This window comes from Pseudomonas sp. MG-9, from assembly GCF_018729515.1.
GTDB lineage: Bacteria > Pseudomonadota > Gammaproteobacteria > Pseudomonadales > Pseudomonadaceae > Aquipseudomonas > Aquipseudomonas serboccidentalis.
Genome location: NZ_JAHHZH010000002.1, coordinates 528,321 through 543,203, shown reverse-complemented (window position 1 = coordinate 543,203; position 14,883 = coordinate 528,321). Strand labels below are relative to the sequence as shown.

The window sequence follows — 14,883 nt, the reverse complement described above, 5'->3', positions numbered from 1 at the left end:
GTGCCCTTGCGAGCCGGGCGGCTAACCGCCGCCGATGGCGTGTACCACTTCAATGTTGTCGCCGTCGTTGAGAACGGTATCGGCATGCTGGCTGCGCGGGACGATATCCAGATTGAGTTCGACTGCCACCCGGCGTCCGGTCAGTTCCAGACGGGTCAACAGGGCCGCAACGGTCTCGCCGTCGGGCAGTTCAAGGGATTCGCCGTTCAACTGAATGCGCATGCGCTAGGCCGCCATCATTTTTAGGGGGTGGCATTCTAGCCCGATCAGTCAGGCTGACCCAAGCCATTCGTCTTGAAACCGGTCCCCGTAGGAGCTGCCGAAGGCTGCGATCTTTTGATCTTGAAAGACAACGGCAAAAGATCGCAGCCTGCGGCAGCTCCTACAAGTTGGCGCCAGGCTCAGGTCAGGCGCCAGGCGGCCAGCCCCAGGCACAGCCAACCGATCAAGAACGCCAGACCGCCGAACGGCGTGATGATACCGAGCTTGCTGATACCGGTCATGGTCAGCACGTACAGGCTGCCGGAGAACAGCAGAATGCCCACTGCGAAGGAAAAGCCGGCCCACGCGACCAGTCGCCCCTGAATCTGCGTGGCCAGCAGCGCCACACCGAACAAGGCCAGGGTGTGCACCAGTTGATAGGTCACGCCGGTGTGGAAGATCGCCAGGTACTCGGGGGTCAGGCGGTTTTTCAGGCCGTGGGCGGCGAATGCGCCAAGCGCAACACCGGTAAAACCAAAGAAAGCGGCCAGCATCAGAAAGCCACGCAGCATGTGGAACTCCAGTCAGACTCGTTCGGCAGGGTCTGTATAATGGCCCGCTCTATCGGTTCGGCCAAGCCATCTCTATGCTGCGTTCACTTTTGCGTCGTCTCACGAAGGCCCTGCTCTGGTTCGCGGGCGGCAGCGTATTGCTGGTCTTGCTGTTTCGTTTTGTGCCGCCACCGGGGACGGCGCTGATGGTCGAGCGCAAGATCGAGTCCTGGGTCGACGGCGAGCCGATCGACCTGCAGCGCACCTGGAAACCGTGGGACGAGATTTCCGACGACCTCAAGGTCGCGGTCATGGCCGGTGAAGACCAGAAGTTCCCCGAACACTGGGGGTTTGACTTCGGTGCGATCCAGGCTGCGCTGGCTCACAACGAACTCGGCGGCTCGATTCGCGGCGCCAGCACTTTGAGTCAGCAAGTGTCGAAAAACCTGTTCCTGTGGTCGGGCCGCAGCTATCTGCGCAAAGGCCTGGAAGCCTGGTTTACCGCACTGATCGAGGTGCTCTGGCCCAAGCAGCGGATTCTTGAGGTGTACCTGAACAGCGTCGAGTGGGACGACGGTGTGTTTGGCGCCGAAGCGGCCGCGCGCCATCACTTCGGCGTGAGCGCCAAATCGCTGTCGCGTCAGCAGGCGAGTTATCTGGCGGCAGTCTTGCCTAATCCTCGGGTATGGAGCGCCAGCCATCCGACGGCGTATGTGTCGCGTCGGGCCGGGTGGATTCGGCAGCAGATGAGCCAGCTGGGTGGGACCAGTTATTTGCTGGGGCTGGATGATTCGCGTCGGGCGCCTTGGGCGCAGTGATTAAAAGCAAAAGATCGCAGCCTTCGGCAGCTCCTACAGGTGAAATGCAATCCCATGTAGGAGCTGCCGAAGGCTGCGATCTTTTGATCTTCTAAATGAAAACGCCCCGATCATCGCTGATCGGGGCGTTTTTTGTTGCCTGAGCGCCGGTTATGCGGCGATCGACAACTTGAGCTTGTTCATCGCGCTCTTCTCGAGCTGACGGATCCGCTCGGCCGACACGTTGTACTTCTGCGCCAGGTCGTGCAGCGTGGCTTTCTCTTCTGCCAGCCAGCGCTGGTAGAGGATGTCGCGACTACGTTCGTCCAGCACTTCCAGCGCTTCGTGCAGGTTGTGGTTGGAGTTGTCGCTCCAGTCGGCATCTTCCAGTTGACGCGCCGGGTCGTACCGGTGGTCTTCCAGGTAATTGGCCGGCGACTGGAAAGCACTGTCGTCGTCCGCTTCCGCGGCCGGGTCGAAGGCCATGTCATGGCCGGTCAGGCGACTTTCCATCTCGCGCACTTCCCGCGGCTCGACGCCGAGGCTTTCCGCCACACGGTGGACTTCCTCGTTGTTCAACCATGCCAGACGTTTTTTCTGGCTGCGCAGGTTGAAGAACAGCTTGCGCTGGGCCTTGGTGGTCGCGACTTTCACAATGCGCCAGTTGCGCAGGATGAACTCGTGGATTTCCGCCTTGATCCAGTGCACAGCGAACGACACCAGACGCACACCCATTTCCGGGTTGAAGCGCTTCACGGCCTTCATCAGGCCGACGTTACCTTCCTGGATCAGGTCAGCCTGAGCCAGGCCGTAGCCGGAATAGCTACGGGCAATGTGAACAACAAATCGCAGGTGGGCGAGCACCATCTGCCGAGCCGCCCCCAAATCCTGCTCATAGTAGAGACTCTCGGCCAGTTCACGCTCCTGCTCCGGCGTCAGCAATGGAATGCTGTTGACGGTGTGCACATAGGCTTCCAGGTTCGCACCCGGAACCAACGCGTACGCAGGTTGCAAAGAATTGGTCATGCGAAAAAACCTCCCACTTACATACTCGTGCCTCTCGGCACTGCGAAAAATTGACCGGGAATTCAAGTACAAGTTCCCAAAAAAACCGCAAGGTCAATCACGCGCAAAAAAGATTCTACTTCGGCGCCAGCTCCCTGAGATGACGTGCGACTGCAATCCATGCACCGATATAACCCAACAGCACCGCGCCAAGCAAGAGCGACAGACCGTCGGCAACTGGCACTCCGGCCAGCGCGAAATCACTGCCGTACAAGCCGGCCAGTCCAACCACCGCATCGTTCAGCCAGTTCAGGCCGAACGCCAGCACACCCCAGGACAGAACCCCCGCACCGAAACCATACAACGCGCCCATATAAAGGAAGGGACGACGCACATAACTGTCGGTGCCGCCGACGAGTTTAATCACTTCTATCTCTGTGCGGCGGTTTTCAATATGAAGACGAATGGTATTGCCTATCACCAAAAGTAATGCAGAAACCAAAAGCACCGTCAGACCGAAGACAAACCGGTCACCGAGCTTGAGGATGGCAGCCAGACGCTCGACCCAGACTAGATCAAGTTGCGCCTGTTGTACCTTGGGCAGCTCGGAAAGTTTTTGTCTTAATGCTTCCAGGGTCGGCTTGTCGACTTCGTTAGGAGTCACCAGCACCACACCCGGCAGCGGGTTCTCCGGCAGTTCGCGCAGGGCTTCGCCCAAACCGGACTGCTGCTGAAACTCTTCCAACGCCTGATCACGACCGACATATTCAGCCTCAGCCACGCCGGGCATGCCTTTGATCTGCTCGCGCAACGACTCGCCCTGCTCCGGCGTGGCGTCCAGTTGCAGATACAGCGAAATCTGCGCCGCACGCTGCCACGAACCGCCGAGACGCTCGACGTTGTTGATCAGCAGCGACAGCCCCATTGGCAGGCTCAACGCCACGGCCATCACCATGCAGGTGAAGAAGCTGCCGATCGGCTGCTTGCCGAGGCGACGCAGGCTGTCGAGCAAGCTGGCGCGGTGACTTTCGATCCACGAATGCAACAGCGTGGAAAAGTCCGGGCCGTCGTCATCGTCGTGTTTTTTCTTCTTCGGCGGTTGCGGGTCGGCGGCCTTCGGGGCCACGCGCTCGGAAACCTTCGGACTGCGTGTCGCACTCATACGCCGGCCTCCCCGTCGCCGATCAAGCGGCCGCGTTGCAGGGTCAGCATGCGGTGACGCATGCGCGCAATCAGGGCCAGGTCGTGACTGGCGATCAGCACGCTGGTGCCCAGCCGGTTGATATCTTCGAACACGCCCATGATCTCGGCCGCCAGACGCGGGTCGAGGTTACCGGTCGGTTCGTCCGCCAGCAGCAGGGCCGGACGGTGAACGATGGCGCGGGCAATGCCGACGCGCTGTTGCTGACCCGTGGACAGGTCGCCCGGGTACAAATCGGTTTTATCCGACAGCGCCACGCGCTCCAGTGCCGAATCGACGCGCTTGGCGATCTCGGCCTTGGACAGCCCGAGAATCTGCAGCGGCAGCGCGACGTTGTTGAACACCGTGCGGTCGAACAGCAACTGATGGTTTTGGAACACCACGCCGATCTGCCGGCGCAGGAACGGGATCTGGGCGTTGCTGATGGTGCTCAGATCCTGTCCGGCCAGCAGCAATTTGCCGCTGGTCGGACGCTCCATCGCCAGCAACAGGCGCAATAGCGTGGATTTACCGGCACCGGAGTGACCGGTGACAAACAGAAACTCGCCACGACGGACTCGAAAGCTCAGCTCATGCAAGCCGACGTGACCGTTCGGGTAGCGTTTACCGACCTGTTCGAAACGAATCATGAACGCTCCCGCTCGGCAAACAGTGCCTGGACAAAGGGTTCGGCTTCAAAGGTACGCAGATCGTCGATGCCCTCACCGACGCCGATGTAGCGGATCGGCAGGCCAAACTGCTTGGCCAGGGCGAAAATCACCCCGCCCTTGGCGGTGCCGTCGAGCTTGGTCAGCGCCAGGCCGGTCAGTTCGACGGTCTGGTTGAATTGCTTGGCCTGGTTGATGGCGTTCTGACCGGTGCCAGCGTCGAGCACCAGCAGCACTTCGTGCGGCGCGTCGGCGTCGAGCTTGCCGATTACCCGGCGAACCTTCTTCAGTTCTTCCATCAGGTTGTCTTTGGTGTGCAGACGACCGGCGGTGTCGGCGATCAGCACGTCGATGCCACGGGCCTTGGCGGCCTGCACGGCGTCGAAGATCACCGAAGCGGAGTCGGCACCGGTGTGCTGGGCTATCACCGGGATCTTGTTGCGCTCGCCCCAGACCTGCAGCTGCTCGACGGCAGCGGCGCGGAAGGTGTCACCGGCAGCCAGCATGACTTTCTTGCCTTCCAGTTGCAGCTTCTTCGCGAGTTTGCCGATGGTGGTGGTCTTGCCAGCGCCGTTGACGCCCACCACCAGAATCACGAACGGCTTGTTCTGCGAGGCGATTTTCAGCGGCTGTTCGACCGGTTTGAGCATCGCGGCCAGCTCGGCCTGCAACGATTTGTACAGCGCGTCAGAGTCCGCCAGCTCCTTGCGCGCAACCTTCTGGGTCAGGCGCTGGATGATTTGCGTGGTGGCTTCGACGCCAACGTCAGCGGTCAGCAGACGAGTTTCCAGATCATCGAGCAGCTCGTCATCGATGGCTTTCTTGCCGAGGAACAGGCTGGCCATGCCCTCGCCAATGCTGGCGCTGGTTTTCGACAAGCCTTGCTTGAGGCGGGCAAAGAAGCCGGCCTTGGTTTCTTCGGTGCGCGGGGCTTCGACCGGGGTTTCAGCGACCACGGCAACCGGCGCGACTGGAGCAGCGACAACCGGTGCAGGGGCAGGCTGCGGAGCAACCGGAGCAACGAATACTGGCGCAGCGGGTTCAGGGATAACCGGCGCTGGCTCGACAACCGGTTCCACCAACGGCGCCGGAGCGACTTCAGGGACGAACGCAGCAGGCGCTGGAATCGGTGGCGTCACGTGCGGCGCGGCCTCTTCGACCAATGCCACCGGCTCTTCCGCCACTGGCAAAGTCAGCCACGGCTGGGCAGCCGGGGTCAGTGGCAACTCGGCAGCCACCGGGATATCAGGTTCAGGCTCGACCGCCGGTTGCAGCACGGGCTCGGCGATCGGCAGAACGATCGGCGCCGGCTCTTCTTCCATGACTGGCGCCGGCGCAGGGGCTGGCTCAGGCATCGCGGGCGGCTGTTCGACGACGGGTTCCTGCGGTTTCTTACGCAGCCATCCGAACAGGCTTTTCTTCTCGCCAGCCGCAGCTGGGGTCTTCTTGTCGTCGTTGGAACCAAACATGGAGGACGGCTATCTCACGGTAGCGAAGCGCCATAAGGGCGCCCCGGCAAATAAATATTCGATGCAGAACAGACTGTGTTTCATCCAGCTTGTTCACGCGCAACATTTTGTCGAGGCGCCAGCGGCACCTCAAAGATTCGTATTAACGAAGGACTAAACCGGAAAAATCGGCGAAAAAGCGAAGTCTAGTCGATAAACCGCAGCTTTCTGCCGCCAACCTATACAGCCGCATCGGGCCTGAAAACCTGATAGGCGTGGTCGCCGGTAAAACGGATCAGTATCCTAGCACCTCCTCGCCCGCCTAGGCTAAGACCAAGCGGGCAGCCCAACAGGTTAAAAAACGAATGAATGCTCTAGCCCGCCGCGCTGCAGGCCTGCTGCTCAGCACAGTCTGCCTGCCCCTTTCGGCCCTGGCGGCCGACCCGCAACCGACCCACGAATTCACCCTCGACAACGGCCTCAAGGTCGTCGTGCGCGAAGATCATCGCGCGCCAGTGGTGGTGTCGCAGGTCTGGTACAAGGTCGGTTCCAGTTACGAAACCCCGGGCCAGACCGGTCTGTCCCACGCGCTTGAGCACATGATGTTCAAGGGCAGCGAGAAAGTCGGCCCCGGCGAAGCCTCGTTGATCCTGCGTGACCTGGGCGCCGAAGAGAACGCTTTCACCAGCGACGATTACACCGCCTATTATCAGGTGCTGGCCCGCGATCGTCTGGGCGTAGCGTTTGAACTGGAAGCCAACCGCATGGCCAATCTGCGCCTGCCGGCCGACGAGTTCGCCAAGGAAATCGAAGTCATCAAGGAAGAGCGCCGCCTGCGCACCGACGACAAGCCGATGTCCAAGGCCTACGAGCGCTATAAGGCAATGGCTTACCCGGCCAGCGGCTACCACACGCCGACCATCGGCTGGATGGCGGACCTGGACCGGATGAAGGTCGAGGAGCTGCGGCATTGGTATCAGTCCTGGTATGTGCCGAACAATGCCACATTGGTGGTGGTCGGCGACGTCACCCCGGACGAAGTGAAGGCCCTCGCCCAGCGCTATTTCGGGCCGATTGCCAAACGCGACGTACCTGCGGCGAAGAAACCACTGGAACTGGCCGAACCCGGCGAACGCCAGATCACTCTGCATGTGCAGACCCAACTGCCCAGCTTGATGCTCGGTTTCAACGTGCCAAGCATCGCCACCGCTGAAGACAAGCGCTCGGTCAACGCCCTGCGCCTGATCTCGGCGTTGCTCGACGGCGGCTACAGCGGGCGCATTCCGACGCAACTGGAGCGCGGCGAAGAGCTGGTGTCCGGCGGCTCGTCGAGCTACGACGCCTACACCCGTGGCGACAGCCTGTTCACCCTGTCGGCGACGCCGAATACCCAGAAGAAAAAGACCATGGCGCAAGCTGAAGCCGGTCTGTGGAAACTGCTGGAACAGCTGAAAACCACCGCACCGTCCGCCGAAGAGCTGGAGCGCGTGCGGGCACAGGTCATCGCCGGCCTGGTGTTCGAGCGTGACTCGATCACCAGCCAGGCCACCGCCATCGGCCAGCTGGAGACCGTCGGTCTGTCGTGGAAATTGATGGACACCGAACTGGCCGATCTGGAAAGCGTGACCCCGCAAGACATCCAGAACGCCGCCAAGCTGTATTTCACCCGCGAACGTCTCAGCGTCGCCCACGTCCTGCCACTGGAGACGACTCATGAGTGAGCGCAAATCCCCACGCCTGCTGCTCGGCCTGATCGCCGTGGCGGTGATCGGCTCCGCCGCGTTTTATCTGATGCCCGGCGCCAAAACCGGCGCCAGCGAAGCGCTGGATAACGCCAAGACCACCCAAAAGCTGCAATCGCTGGCCGAACTCGACGGCAAGGCCCCGGCCAGCCGCAAGCTCGACGTGCAGACCTGGAACACCGCCGAAGGCGCCAAGGTGCTGTTCGTCGAAGCCCATGAGCTGCCGATGTTCGACATGCGCCTGATCTTCGCCGCCGGCAGCAGCCAGGACGGTAATGCCCCGGGCCTGGCGATCCTGACCAATGCCATGCTCAACGAAGGCGTGGCCGGCAAGGACGTCGGCGCCATCGCCCAAGGCTTCGAAAGCCTCGGTGCGGACTTCGGCAACGGCGCCTACAAGGACATGGCGCTGGCTTCGCTGCGCAGCCTGAGTGCCGCCGAGCAACGTGAGCCGGCGCTCAAGCTGTTCTGCGAAGTGGTGGGCAAACCGACGTTCCCGGCCGATTCCTTTGCGCGCATCAAAAACCAGATACTCGCCGGTTTCGAATACCAGAAACAGAACCCCGGCAAACTCGCCAGCCTCGAGCTGATGAAGCGTTTGTACGGCGACCACCCGTATGCGCACTCCAGCGACGGCAATGCGCAAAGCGTGCCGAAGATCACCCTGGCGCAACTGCGTGAGTTCCACACCAAGGCTTATGCAGCCGGCAACGTGGTGATCGCGCTGGTCGGCGACCTGTCTCGCGCCGAGGCCGAGGCGATTGCCAATCAGGTCTCCGGCGCCCTGCCCAAAGGCCCCGCGCTGGCGAAGATCGCCCAGCCGCAGGAACCCAAGGCGAGCATCGGCCACATCGAGTTCCCGTCCAAGCAGACCAACCTGTTGCTCGCGCAATTGGGTATCGACCGGGACGACCCCGATTACGCAGCGCTGTCGATGGGTAACCAGATCCTCGGTGGCGGCGGCTTCGGCACCCGTCTGATGAGCGAAGTGCGCGAGAAGCGCGGCCTGACCTATGGCGTGTACTCCGGGTTCAGCCCGATGCAGGCCCGTGGCCCGTTCATGATCAACCTGCAGACCCGCGCAGAAATGAGCGAAGGCACCCTGAAACTGGTGCAGGACGTGCTCGCCGACTACCTCAAGACCGGCCCGACCCAGAAAGAACTCGACGACGCCAAACGCGAACTGGCCGGCAGCTTCCCGCTGTCCACCGCGAGTAACGCCGATATCGTCGGCCAACTGGGCGCCATGGGCTTCTATAATCTGCCGCTGAGCTATCTGGATGACTTCATGCGTCAGTCCCAGAGCCTGACCGTCGAGCAGGTCAAGGACGCGATGAACAAACACTTGAGCACGGACAAACTGGTCATCGTCAGCGCTGGCCCGACCGTGCCGCAAAAGCCGTTACCGGCCCCATCTGATAAACCTGCCGAGCAACCGCTCGGGGTACCGGAGCATTAATGGCTACTCGTCCTAAAAAACCCGCGCAGAACGTCCACAACGGTGTGAACCAGCTGCGCATCATCGGCGGCGAATGGCGCAGCCGTAAACTGAGCTTCCCCGATGCGCCGGGCCTGCGCCCGACGCCGGACCGCGTGCGTGAAACCCTGTTCAACTGGCTCGCACCCTATGTGGCCGGTGCCAAGGTACTCGACCCGTTCGCCGGCAGCGGCGCGCTGTTTCTGGAGGCATTGTCCCGTGGCGCGGCCATGGGTCAGGCGCTGGATGCCAGCCACGTCGCCGTGTCGAGCCTGAAGGAACACCTCGGCACCCTGCGCTGCACCAACGGTCAGGTGCAAACCGCTGACGCGCTGCGTTATCTGGAAACCCAGGTCGCCACGCCGTTCGACCTGGTGTTTCTCGATCCACCGTTCAACCAGAACCTGCTGCCGGCCGTCTGCACCTTGCTGGAAGAACGCCAATGGCTCGCGCCCGATTCGTGGATCTACACTGAAAGCGAGACCGCGCCTTCGACGCTGGGCTTGCCGGGCAACTGGCGCCTGCACCGTGAGCAGAAATCCGGGCGGGTGTACTACGCGCTATGGCAACGTATGGCAGAGATCGCCGGTTAACTGAAAGTTTGCGCTAAATCTGTGGCGAGGGAGCTTGCTCCCGCTGGGTCGCGAAGCGGCCCCTTTTGCAGAAGCGAGGCCTGCTGCGCAGTCCAGCGGGAGCAAGCTCCCTCGCCACAAAAGCGTGCGTACTCTGCCCCCAAAGCTGCATCGAGAACCATCGTGCCCGCTTCTTCAGAACGCTTCACCCCCGCCTTCGGCCTGGGCAATCCGCACCTGCAAACCTTGTGGGGGCCGCTGTGGCGCAAAACCGTACACCTTGATCGCCAACGCGAGCGCCTGTGGCTGGACGACGGTGATTTCCTCGATCTCGACTGGCATGGCCCGCACAGCGCCGAGGCACCTTTGGTGCTGGTGCTGCATGGGCTGACCGGTTCATCCAATTCGCCCTACGTCGCCGGGATCCAGGCCGCGCTCGCCGCACAGGGCTGGGCCAGTGTCGCGCTGAACTGGCGCGGCTGCTCCGGTGAACCGAATCTGCTGCCGCGCAGTTACCACTCCGGTGCCAGCGAAGACCTCGCCGAAGCCATCAGACACCTGCGCGCCAAGCGACCACTGGCGCCGCTGTATGCGGTCGGTTATTCCCTCGGTGGCAACGTGTTGCTCAAGCATCTGGGGGAAACCGGCAGCGACAGCGGCGTGCTCGGCGCGGTGGCGGTCTCGGTGCCGTTTCGCCTTGATCAATGCGCCGACCGGATCGGCCAGGGGTTCTCCAAGGTCTATCAGGCGCACTTCATGCGCGAGATGGTCGCCTACATCAAGAACAAGCAACGTCAGTTCCAGCATGACGGGCGCGAAGATGGCCTGGCGGCACTGGCAGCGCTCGGTTCGCTGGAGAACATGCGCACCTTCTGGGACTTCGATGGCCGGATCACCGCGCCGTTGCATGGTTTCACCGATGCCGAGGATTACTATCGGCGGGCGTCGAGTCGCTATTTTCTCGGCGAAATCCGTACGCCGACCCTGATCATTCAAGCCGCTGACGATCCGTTCGTATTCCCCCACAGTCTGCCGACGGCCGAAGAACTGTCCGCTACCACACAGTTCGAGCTGCAGGCCAAGGGTGGGCATGTCGGTTTTGTCGATGGCACGTTTCACCAGCCCGGTTATTACCTGGAACGACGTATCCCGCACTGGCTGGCCGGCGTGAAGTCATGAGTGATCAGGGCGAGTCGATCCGCTTCTGGCAAACAGCGCCACTGGCCGGGATCGAGTTGCTGTCGGCGCGCTACATCGACCATTGCTTCGCCCCGCATGTCCACGACGGGTATGTGATCGGCATGATCATGGCCGGCGCCCAGCGTTACCGTTATCGCGGCGTCGAACACCTGGCGGGCAGCGGCACCCTGGTGCTGATCAACCCGGACGAATTGCACAACGGCCACAAAGGCACTGAGGACGGCTGGCGGTACCGGGCGTTTTACCCCGATACCGCGCAAATCGTTTCGCTGCTGGATGAACTGGAACTGTCCACCACGAACCTGCCGGCGTTCGGCGCCACGCTGTATCGCGATGCGGATCTGGTCAACGGGTTTTCCCAGTTGCACCGTTTGCTCGAAAGCCCGGCTACCGCGCTGCAACAGCAGACGGTGTGGCGCGAGATGATGTTGCGGCTGTTGCAGCGCCACGCGGCAGTGCCGGTGCCCGGACGAGCCGGCAAGGAACACCGCGCGGTGCTGTTGGGCAAAGAACTGTTGCACGCACAACTGGCAGCGCCACCGTCACTGGAAGAACTGGCGGCGGCGGTCAATCTGTCGCCGTTCCATTTCGCCCGGGTGTTCCGCCGCGCCACTGGTATGCCGCCGCACACCTGGCTGATGCAACAGCGCATTGCCCAGGCTCGCGCACTCCTGCAGCACGGCTGCTTGCCGGTGGAAGTCGCCACGCAACTGGGGTTCGCCGATCAGAGCCATTTGAGCCGGCAGTTCAAGCAGGCTTATGGTGTCGGGCCCGCCGCCTACCGTAGCGCCCGGATGGAAAGCTAAAAGATCGCAGCCTTCGGCAGCTCCTACAGGGAAATGCATTCCAATGCAGGAGCTGCCGAAGGCTGCGATCTTTTGATCTTATTCGCCGGTGGCGATACCGCGCGAAGGCTCGTTGATCCACTCACTCCACGACCCGGCATACAGCGACCCCAGCGGATACCCCGCCAGACACAGCGCAAACAGGTTGTGACACGCCGTCACCCCGGAACCGCAATACGCAACCAGGTCCGCCGGTGAGCGATCACCGAGTTTCGCGGCAAAACGCTGCTTGAGCTGATCGGCCGGCAGGAAGCGTCCGTCGCTGCCGAGGTTCTCGGTAAACGCCGCGCATTGCGCGCCGGGAATGTGCCCGGCAATCGGGTCGATCGGCTCCACCTCCCCCTTGAAGCGCGGCAAGGCCCGGGCGTCGAGCAACGTCAGCGATGGCTGAGCGAGGCGTTTCTGCAATTGTTCGGCGCTCAGCAGCAGTTTCATGTCCGGTTGCCCGCTGAAGTTGCCCCGGCTGACCGATGGCGCATCCAGGCTCAGCGGGAGGCCGGCCGCGTGCCAGGCCTTGAGCCCGCCGTCGAGAATGAACACACCGTCGCGCTTGCCCAGCCACGCCAGCAGCCACCAGGCGCGGGCCGCATAGGCACCGGGGCCATCGTCGTAGAGAACCACATCGCTGTCGGCATTGATGCCCCACGCTTGCAGGCGTTCGATCAACGCCGCCGGCTCCGGCAGCGGATGACGCCCGGTCACGCCTTTGATCACCTTGCCACTGAGGTCACGCTCAAGGTCGGCGAAACGGGCACCGGCAATGTGCCCTTCGGCGTAGCTGCGCTGCCCGTAGTCCGGGTCTTCGAGGGCAAAACGACAATCGAGAATCACCAGCCCCGGTTGCTCCTTGCGGGCATCCAGTGCGTTCGGGCTGATCAGTTGCGCAATCGGCATAACGGACTCCTGTGAGCGACTTCGAAAATGATTAATGCCCTTCCTCCAGGGCCTGGGCCAGCGGCACGTAGAATTCGTCGAACAAGGCATTCACCTCTTCGCGGGCCTGATCGGTGACGAACCCGGCTTCCAGCACCAGCACCTGATACACCCCACGCTTGATGGCCTGCTCGCTGAGGTGGTTGGAGTTTTCCCGGGTGGTGCACAGAAAGCGCACCCAGGAAGTGAGGATGATCCAGGCATTGATCGTCAGGGATTCGATTTGCACCCGATCCATCTTGAGAATGCCGGCCGCGACGAACCCCTCGTAGATCGCCATGCCCTGGATCACGCAGCGCTGGGAGAAACGCCGGTAGCGCGCGGCGAGATCCGGGTCGCTGTCGAGCAGATGTTCCAGATCGCGATGCAAAAAGCGGTAGCCCCACATCGCCGACAGCAGTTCCTTGAGGTAATAGCGCTTGTCTTCAACCGTGGCGGCACGACCCTGCGGCGGGCGCAGAAAGCTGTCCACAAGGCTTTCGTACTCACTGAACAGCACGGCGATGATCGCCTGCTTGTTGGGGAAGTGGTAGTACAGGTTGCCCGGAGAAATCTCCATGTGCGCGGCAATGTGGTTGGTGCTGATGCTGCGCTCGCCCTGCTGATTGAACAGTTCGAGGCTGTTCTGCACGATGCGCTCGCTGGTTTTTATTCGTGGGGCCATGGCTTGAGCTTTAATTCAGAGTGCGGTGAGGGGCATCTTACGACCTAACCGGAAATGGATAAAACAAAGCTGTGTCGGGAAGTCATTTGACTTTCTAGAGCATAGACTCTAAAAAGTCCTCACTATAATAAATCCGGAGCAGACGATGACTGCCGACATTGCTTACCTGCAAACGCTGCAACAGCCACTGGATGAGCTTGATCGGTTGTTCGCGGCACAGCGCGCCGCCTATGCCGCCAACCCGATGCCACCGGCGGCGCAGCGTCAGCAATGGCTCAAGGCGTTGCGCGACTTGCTCAGCAATGAGCGTCAGGCCTTGATCGACGCTATCAGTGCGGATTTCAGTCATCGCAGCGCCGATGAAACCCTGCTCGCCGAACTGATGCCCAGCCTGCACGGCATTCATTACGCCAGCCGGCATCTCAAGGGCTGGATGAAGTCCTCGCGGCGCAAAGTCGGCATGGCCTTTCAGCCGGCGTCGGCGAAAGTGGTGTATCAGCCGCTCGGCGTGGTCGGCATCATCGTCCCGTGGAACTACCCGTTGTATCTGGCCATCGGCCCGCTGGTCGGCGCACTGGCGGCAGGCAACCGGGTAATGCTCAAGCTCAGTGAATCGACCCCCGCCACCGGGCTGCTGCTCAAAGCCTTGCTGGCGCGAATTTTCCCCGAAGACCTGGTGTGCGTAGTGCTCGGCGAGTCGGACGTCGGCGTGGCGTTTTCCCGTCTGCGCTTTGATCACCTACTGTTCACCGGCGCCACCAGCATCGGCAAACATGTGATGCGCGCCGCCGCGGAAAACCTGACCCCGGTGACCCTCGAACTGGGCGGCAAATCCCCGGCCATCGTCTCCCGCGACGTGCCGCTCAAGGACGCCGCCGAGCGTATCGCTTTCGGTAAAACCCTGAATGCCGGGCAGACCTGCGTCGCACCCGACTATGTGCTGGTGCCGCAAGACCGCGTCGGCGCGTTCGTCGAAGCCTATCGTCAGGTGGTCAACAGTTTCTATCCGACCCTCGCCGACAACCCGGACTACACCGCGATCATCAACGAGCGCCAACTGGCCCGGCTCAACAGTTATGTCAGCGACGCCACCAGCAAGGGCGCGCTGCTGATCCCGCTGTTCGAACAGGGTCAGGGCCGGCGCATGCCACACAGCCTGCTACTGAACGTCAGTGACGAGATGATCGTGATGCAGGACGAAATCTTCGGCCCGCTGCTGCCGATCGTGCCGTATCAGGACCTCGATCAGGCGTTTGCCTACATCAATCAGCGGCCTCGTCCTCTGGCCCTTTACTACTTCGGCTACGACAAGCGCGAACAGAACCGCGTGCTGCACGAAACCCACTCCGGCGGTGTGTGCCTGAACGACACCCTGCTGCATGTGGCGCAGGACGACATGCCGTTCGGCGGCATCGGCCCGTCGGGCATGGGCCACTATCACGGCCACGAAGGCTTCCTGACCTTCAGCAAGGCCAAAGGCGTGCTGATCAAGCAACGCTTCAACGCGGCGAAGCTGATCTACCCGCCGTACGGCAAATCGATTCAGAAACTGATCCAGAAGCTGTTCATCCGCTAATCGTTGTCACCGCCGGGTAATAAC

At 61.8% G+C, this 14,883-nt stretch carries 15 protein-coding genes; 7 read left to right on the top strand and 8 right to left on the bottom strand.

Annotated elements, in window-relative coordinates; all coding sequences use genetic code 11:
• Nucleotides 1–21: 21 nt before the first annotated feature.
• Nucleotides 22–222 (bottom strand): sulfur carrier protein ThiS, encoded by a 201-nt coding sequence (gene thiS, locus KKQ10_RS07140; protein WP_215500647.1) that lies wholly within the window; start codon nt 220–222, stop codon nt 22–24.
• A 179-nt stretch (nt 223–401) separates the two neighbouring features.
• The gene (locus KKQ10_RS07135) at nt 402–773 is read right to left on the bottom strand and encodes a DUF423 domain-containing protein (protein WP_127647931.1); all 372 of its coding nucleotides are present in this window, start codon (nt 771–773) and stop codon (nt 402–404) included.
• A gap of 74 nt (nt 774–847) precedes the next feature.
• On the opposite strand from KKQ10_RS07135, the gene mtgA reads away from it, so the two are divergent.
• A complete protein-coding gene (gene mtgA / locus KKQ10_RS07130) occupies nt 848–1,570 on the top strand; it encodes a monofunctional biosynthetic peptidoglycan transglycosylase (RefSeq protein ID WP_115985943.1) in 723 nt (240 codons plus the stop codon).
• Nucleotides 1,571–1,720: 150 nt separating this feature from the next.
• Here mtgA and rpoH read toward each other — a convergent pair whose 3' ends face one another.
• From rpoH to ftsY, 4 genes are all read right to left on the bottom strand, one after another.
• Nucleotides 1,721–2,575 (bottom strand): RNA polymerase sigma factor RpoH, encoded by an 855-nt coding sequence (rpoH, locus tag KKQ10_RS07125; protein ID WP_003229146.1) that lies wholly within the window; start codon nt 2,573–2,575, stop codon nt 1,721–1,723.
• A gap of 115 nt (nt 2,576–2,690) precedes the next feature.
• The gene (ftsX, locus tag KKQ10_RS07120) at nt 2,691–3,716 is read right to left on the bottom strand and encodes a permease-like cell division protein FtsX (RefSeq protein ID WP_127647932.1); all 1,026 of its coding nucleotides are present in this window, start codon (nt 3,714–3,716) and stop codon (nt 2,691–2,693) included.
• On the bottom strand, nt 3,713–4,384 hold the full coding sequence (gene ftsE / locus KKQ10_RS07115; protein ID WP_003229148.1) for a cell division ATP-binding protein FtsE: 672 nt from the start codon (nt 4,382–4,384) through the stop codon (nt 3,713–3,715). The genes ftsX and ftsE overlap by 4 nt, the downstream gene beginning before the upstream one ends.
• The gene (gene ftsY / locus KKQ10_RS07110; protein ID WP_215500646.1) at nt 4,381–5,871 is read right to left on the bottom strand and encodes a signal recognition particle-docking protein FtsY; all 1,491 of its coding nucleotides are present in this window, start codon (nt 5,869–5,871) and stop codon (nt 4,381–4,383) included. The genes ftsE and ftsY overlap by 4 nt, the downstream gene beginning before the upstream one ends.
• Nucleotides 5,872–6,215: 344 nt before the next feature.
• Between ftsY and KKQ10_RS07105 the strand changes: the two genes are divergently transcribed.
• The 5 genes from KKQ10_RS07105 (at nt 6,216) to KKQ10_RS07085 (ending at nt 11,647) form a co-directional block, all read left to right on the top strand.
• Nucleotides 6,216–7,571, top strand: a complete 1,356-nt coding sequence (locus KKQ10_RS07105) for a M16 family metallopeptidase (protein WP_215500645.1) — start codon at nt 6,216–6,218, stop codon at nt 7,569–7,571.
• Nucleotides 7,564–9,051, top strand: a complete 1,488-nt coding sequence (locus tag KKQ10_RS07100) for a M16 family metallopeptidase (protein ID WP_215500644.1) — start codon at nt 7,564–7,566, stop codon at nt 9,049–9,051. Before KKQ10_RS07105 ends, KKQ10_RS07100 begins: the two co-directional genes overlap by 8 nt.
• Complete coding sequence (gene rsmD, locus KKQ10_RS07095; RefSeq protein ID WP_027610566.1) at nt 9,051–9,662, top strand: 16S rRNA (guanine(966)-N(2))-methyltransferase RsmD; 612 nt, start codon at nt 9,051–9,053, stop codon at nt 9,660–9,662. The genes KKQ10_RS07100 and rsmD overlap by 1 nt, the downstream gene beginning before the upstream one ends.
• A 162-nt stretch (nt 9,663–9,824) precedes the next feature.
• On the top strand, nt 9,825–10,820 hold the full coding sequence (locus tag KKQ10_RS07090) for a hydrolase (RefSeq protein ID WP_215500643.1): 996 nt from the start codon (nt 9,825–9,827) through the stop codon (nt 10,818–10,820).
• The gene (locus tag KKQ10_RS07085) at nt 10,817–11,647 is read left to right on the top strand and encodes an AraC family transcriptional regulator (RefSeq protein ID WP_215500642.1); all 831 of its coding nucleotides are present in this window, start codon (nt 10,817–10,819) and stop codon (nt 11,645–11,647) included. Before KKQ10_RS07090 ends, KKQ10_RS07085 begins: the two co-directional genes overlap by 4 nt.
• A gap of 78 nt (nt 11,648–11,725) precedes the next feature.
• Here KKQ10_RS07085 and KKQ10_RS07080 read toward each other — a convergent pair whose 3' ends face one another.
• Both KKQ10_RS07080 and KKQ10_RS07075 read right to left on the bottom strand, forming a co-directional pair.
• Nucleotides 11,726–12,580, bottom strand: coding sequence for a sulfurtransferase (locus KKQ10_RS07080; protein WP_215500641.1), 855 nt, complete (start codon nt 12,578–12,580; stop codon nt 11,726–11,728).
• A 31-nt stretch (nt 12,581–12,611) separates the two neighbouring features.
• On the bottom strand, nt 12,612–13,283 hold the full coding sequence (locus KKQ10_RS07075; RefSeq protein ID WP_127647939.1) for a TetR/AcrR family transcriptional regulator: 672 nt from the start codon (nt 13,281–13,283) through the stop codon (nt 12,612–12,614).
• 145 nt (nt 13,284–13,428) lie between these two features.
• Here KKQ10_RS07075 and KKQ10_RS07070 point away from each other — a divergent pair, with 145 nt between their 5' ends.
• A complete protein-coding gene (locus tag KKQ10_RS07070; RefSeq protein ID WP_215500640.1) occupies nt 13,429–14,859 on the top strand; it encodes a coniferyl aldehyde dehydrogenase in 1,431 nt (476 codons plus the stop codon).
• Nucleotides 14,860–14,883: the final 24 nt, after the last annotated feature.

Excerpts from the sequence above, each read along its gene's own strand:
- thiS (WP_215500647.1), bottom strand. The coding sequence starts at position 222 with ATGCGCATTCAGTTGAACGGCGAATCCCTTGAACTGCCCGACGGCGAG.
- KKQ10_RS07135 (WP_127647931.1), bottom strand. The coding sequence starts at position 773 with ATGCTGCGTGGCTTTCTGATGCTGGCCGCTTTCTTTGGTTTTACCGGT.
- mtgA (WP_115985943.1), top strand. The coding sequence starts at position 848 with ATGCTGCGTTCACTTTTGCGTCGTCTCACGAAGGCCCTGCTCTGGTTC.
- rpoH (WP_003229146.1), bottom strand. The coding sequence starts at position 2,575 with ATGACCAATTCTTTGCAACCTGCGTACGCGTTGGTTCCGGGTGCGAAC.
- ftsX (WP_127647932.1), bottom strand. The coding sequence starts at position 3,716 with ATGAGTGCGACACGCAGTCCGAAGGTTTCCGAGCGCGTGGCCCCGAAG.
- ftsE (WP_003229148.1), bottom strand. The coding sequence starts at position 4,384 with ATGATTCGTTTCGAACAGGTCGGTAAACGCTACCCGAACGGTCACGTC.
- ftsY (WP_215500646.1), bottom strand. The coding sequence starts at position 5,871 with ATGTTTGGTTCCAACGACGACAAGAAGACCCCAGCTGCGGCTGGCGAG.
- KKQ10_RS07105 (WP_215500645.1), top strand. The coding sequence starts at position 6,216 with ATGAATGCTCTAGCCCGCCGCGCTGCAGGCCTGCTGCTCAGCACAGTC.
- KKQ10_RS07100 (WP_215500644.1), top strand. The coding sequence starts at position 7,564 with ATGAGTGAGCGCAAATCCCCACGCCTGCTGCTCGGCCTGATCGCCGTG.
- rsmD (WP_027610566.1), top strand. The coding sequence starts at position 9,051 with ATGGCTACTCGTCCTAAAAAACCCGCGCAGAACGTCCACAACGGTGTG.
- KKQ10_RS07085 (WP_215500642.1), top strand. The coding sequence starts at position 10,817 with ATGAGTGATCAGGGCGAGTCGATCCGCTTCTGGCAAACAGCGCCACTG.
- KKQ10_RS07080 (WP_215500641.1), bottom strand. The coding sequence starts at position 12,580 with ATGCCGATTGCGCAACTGATCAGCCCGAACGCACTGGATGCCCGCAAG.
- KKQ10_RS07075 (WP_127647939.1), bottom strand. The coding sequence starts at position 13,283 with ATGGCCCCACGAATAAAAACCAGCGAGCGCATCGTGCAGAACAGCCTC.
- KKQ10_RS07070 (WP_215500640.1), top strand. The coding sequence starts at position 13,429 with ATGACTGCCGACATTGCTTACCTGCAAACGCTGCAACAGCCACTGGAT.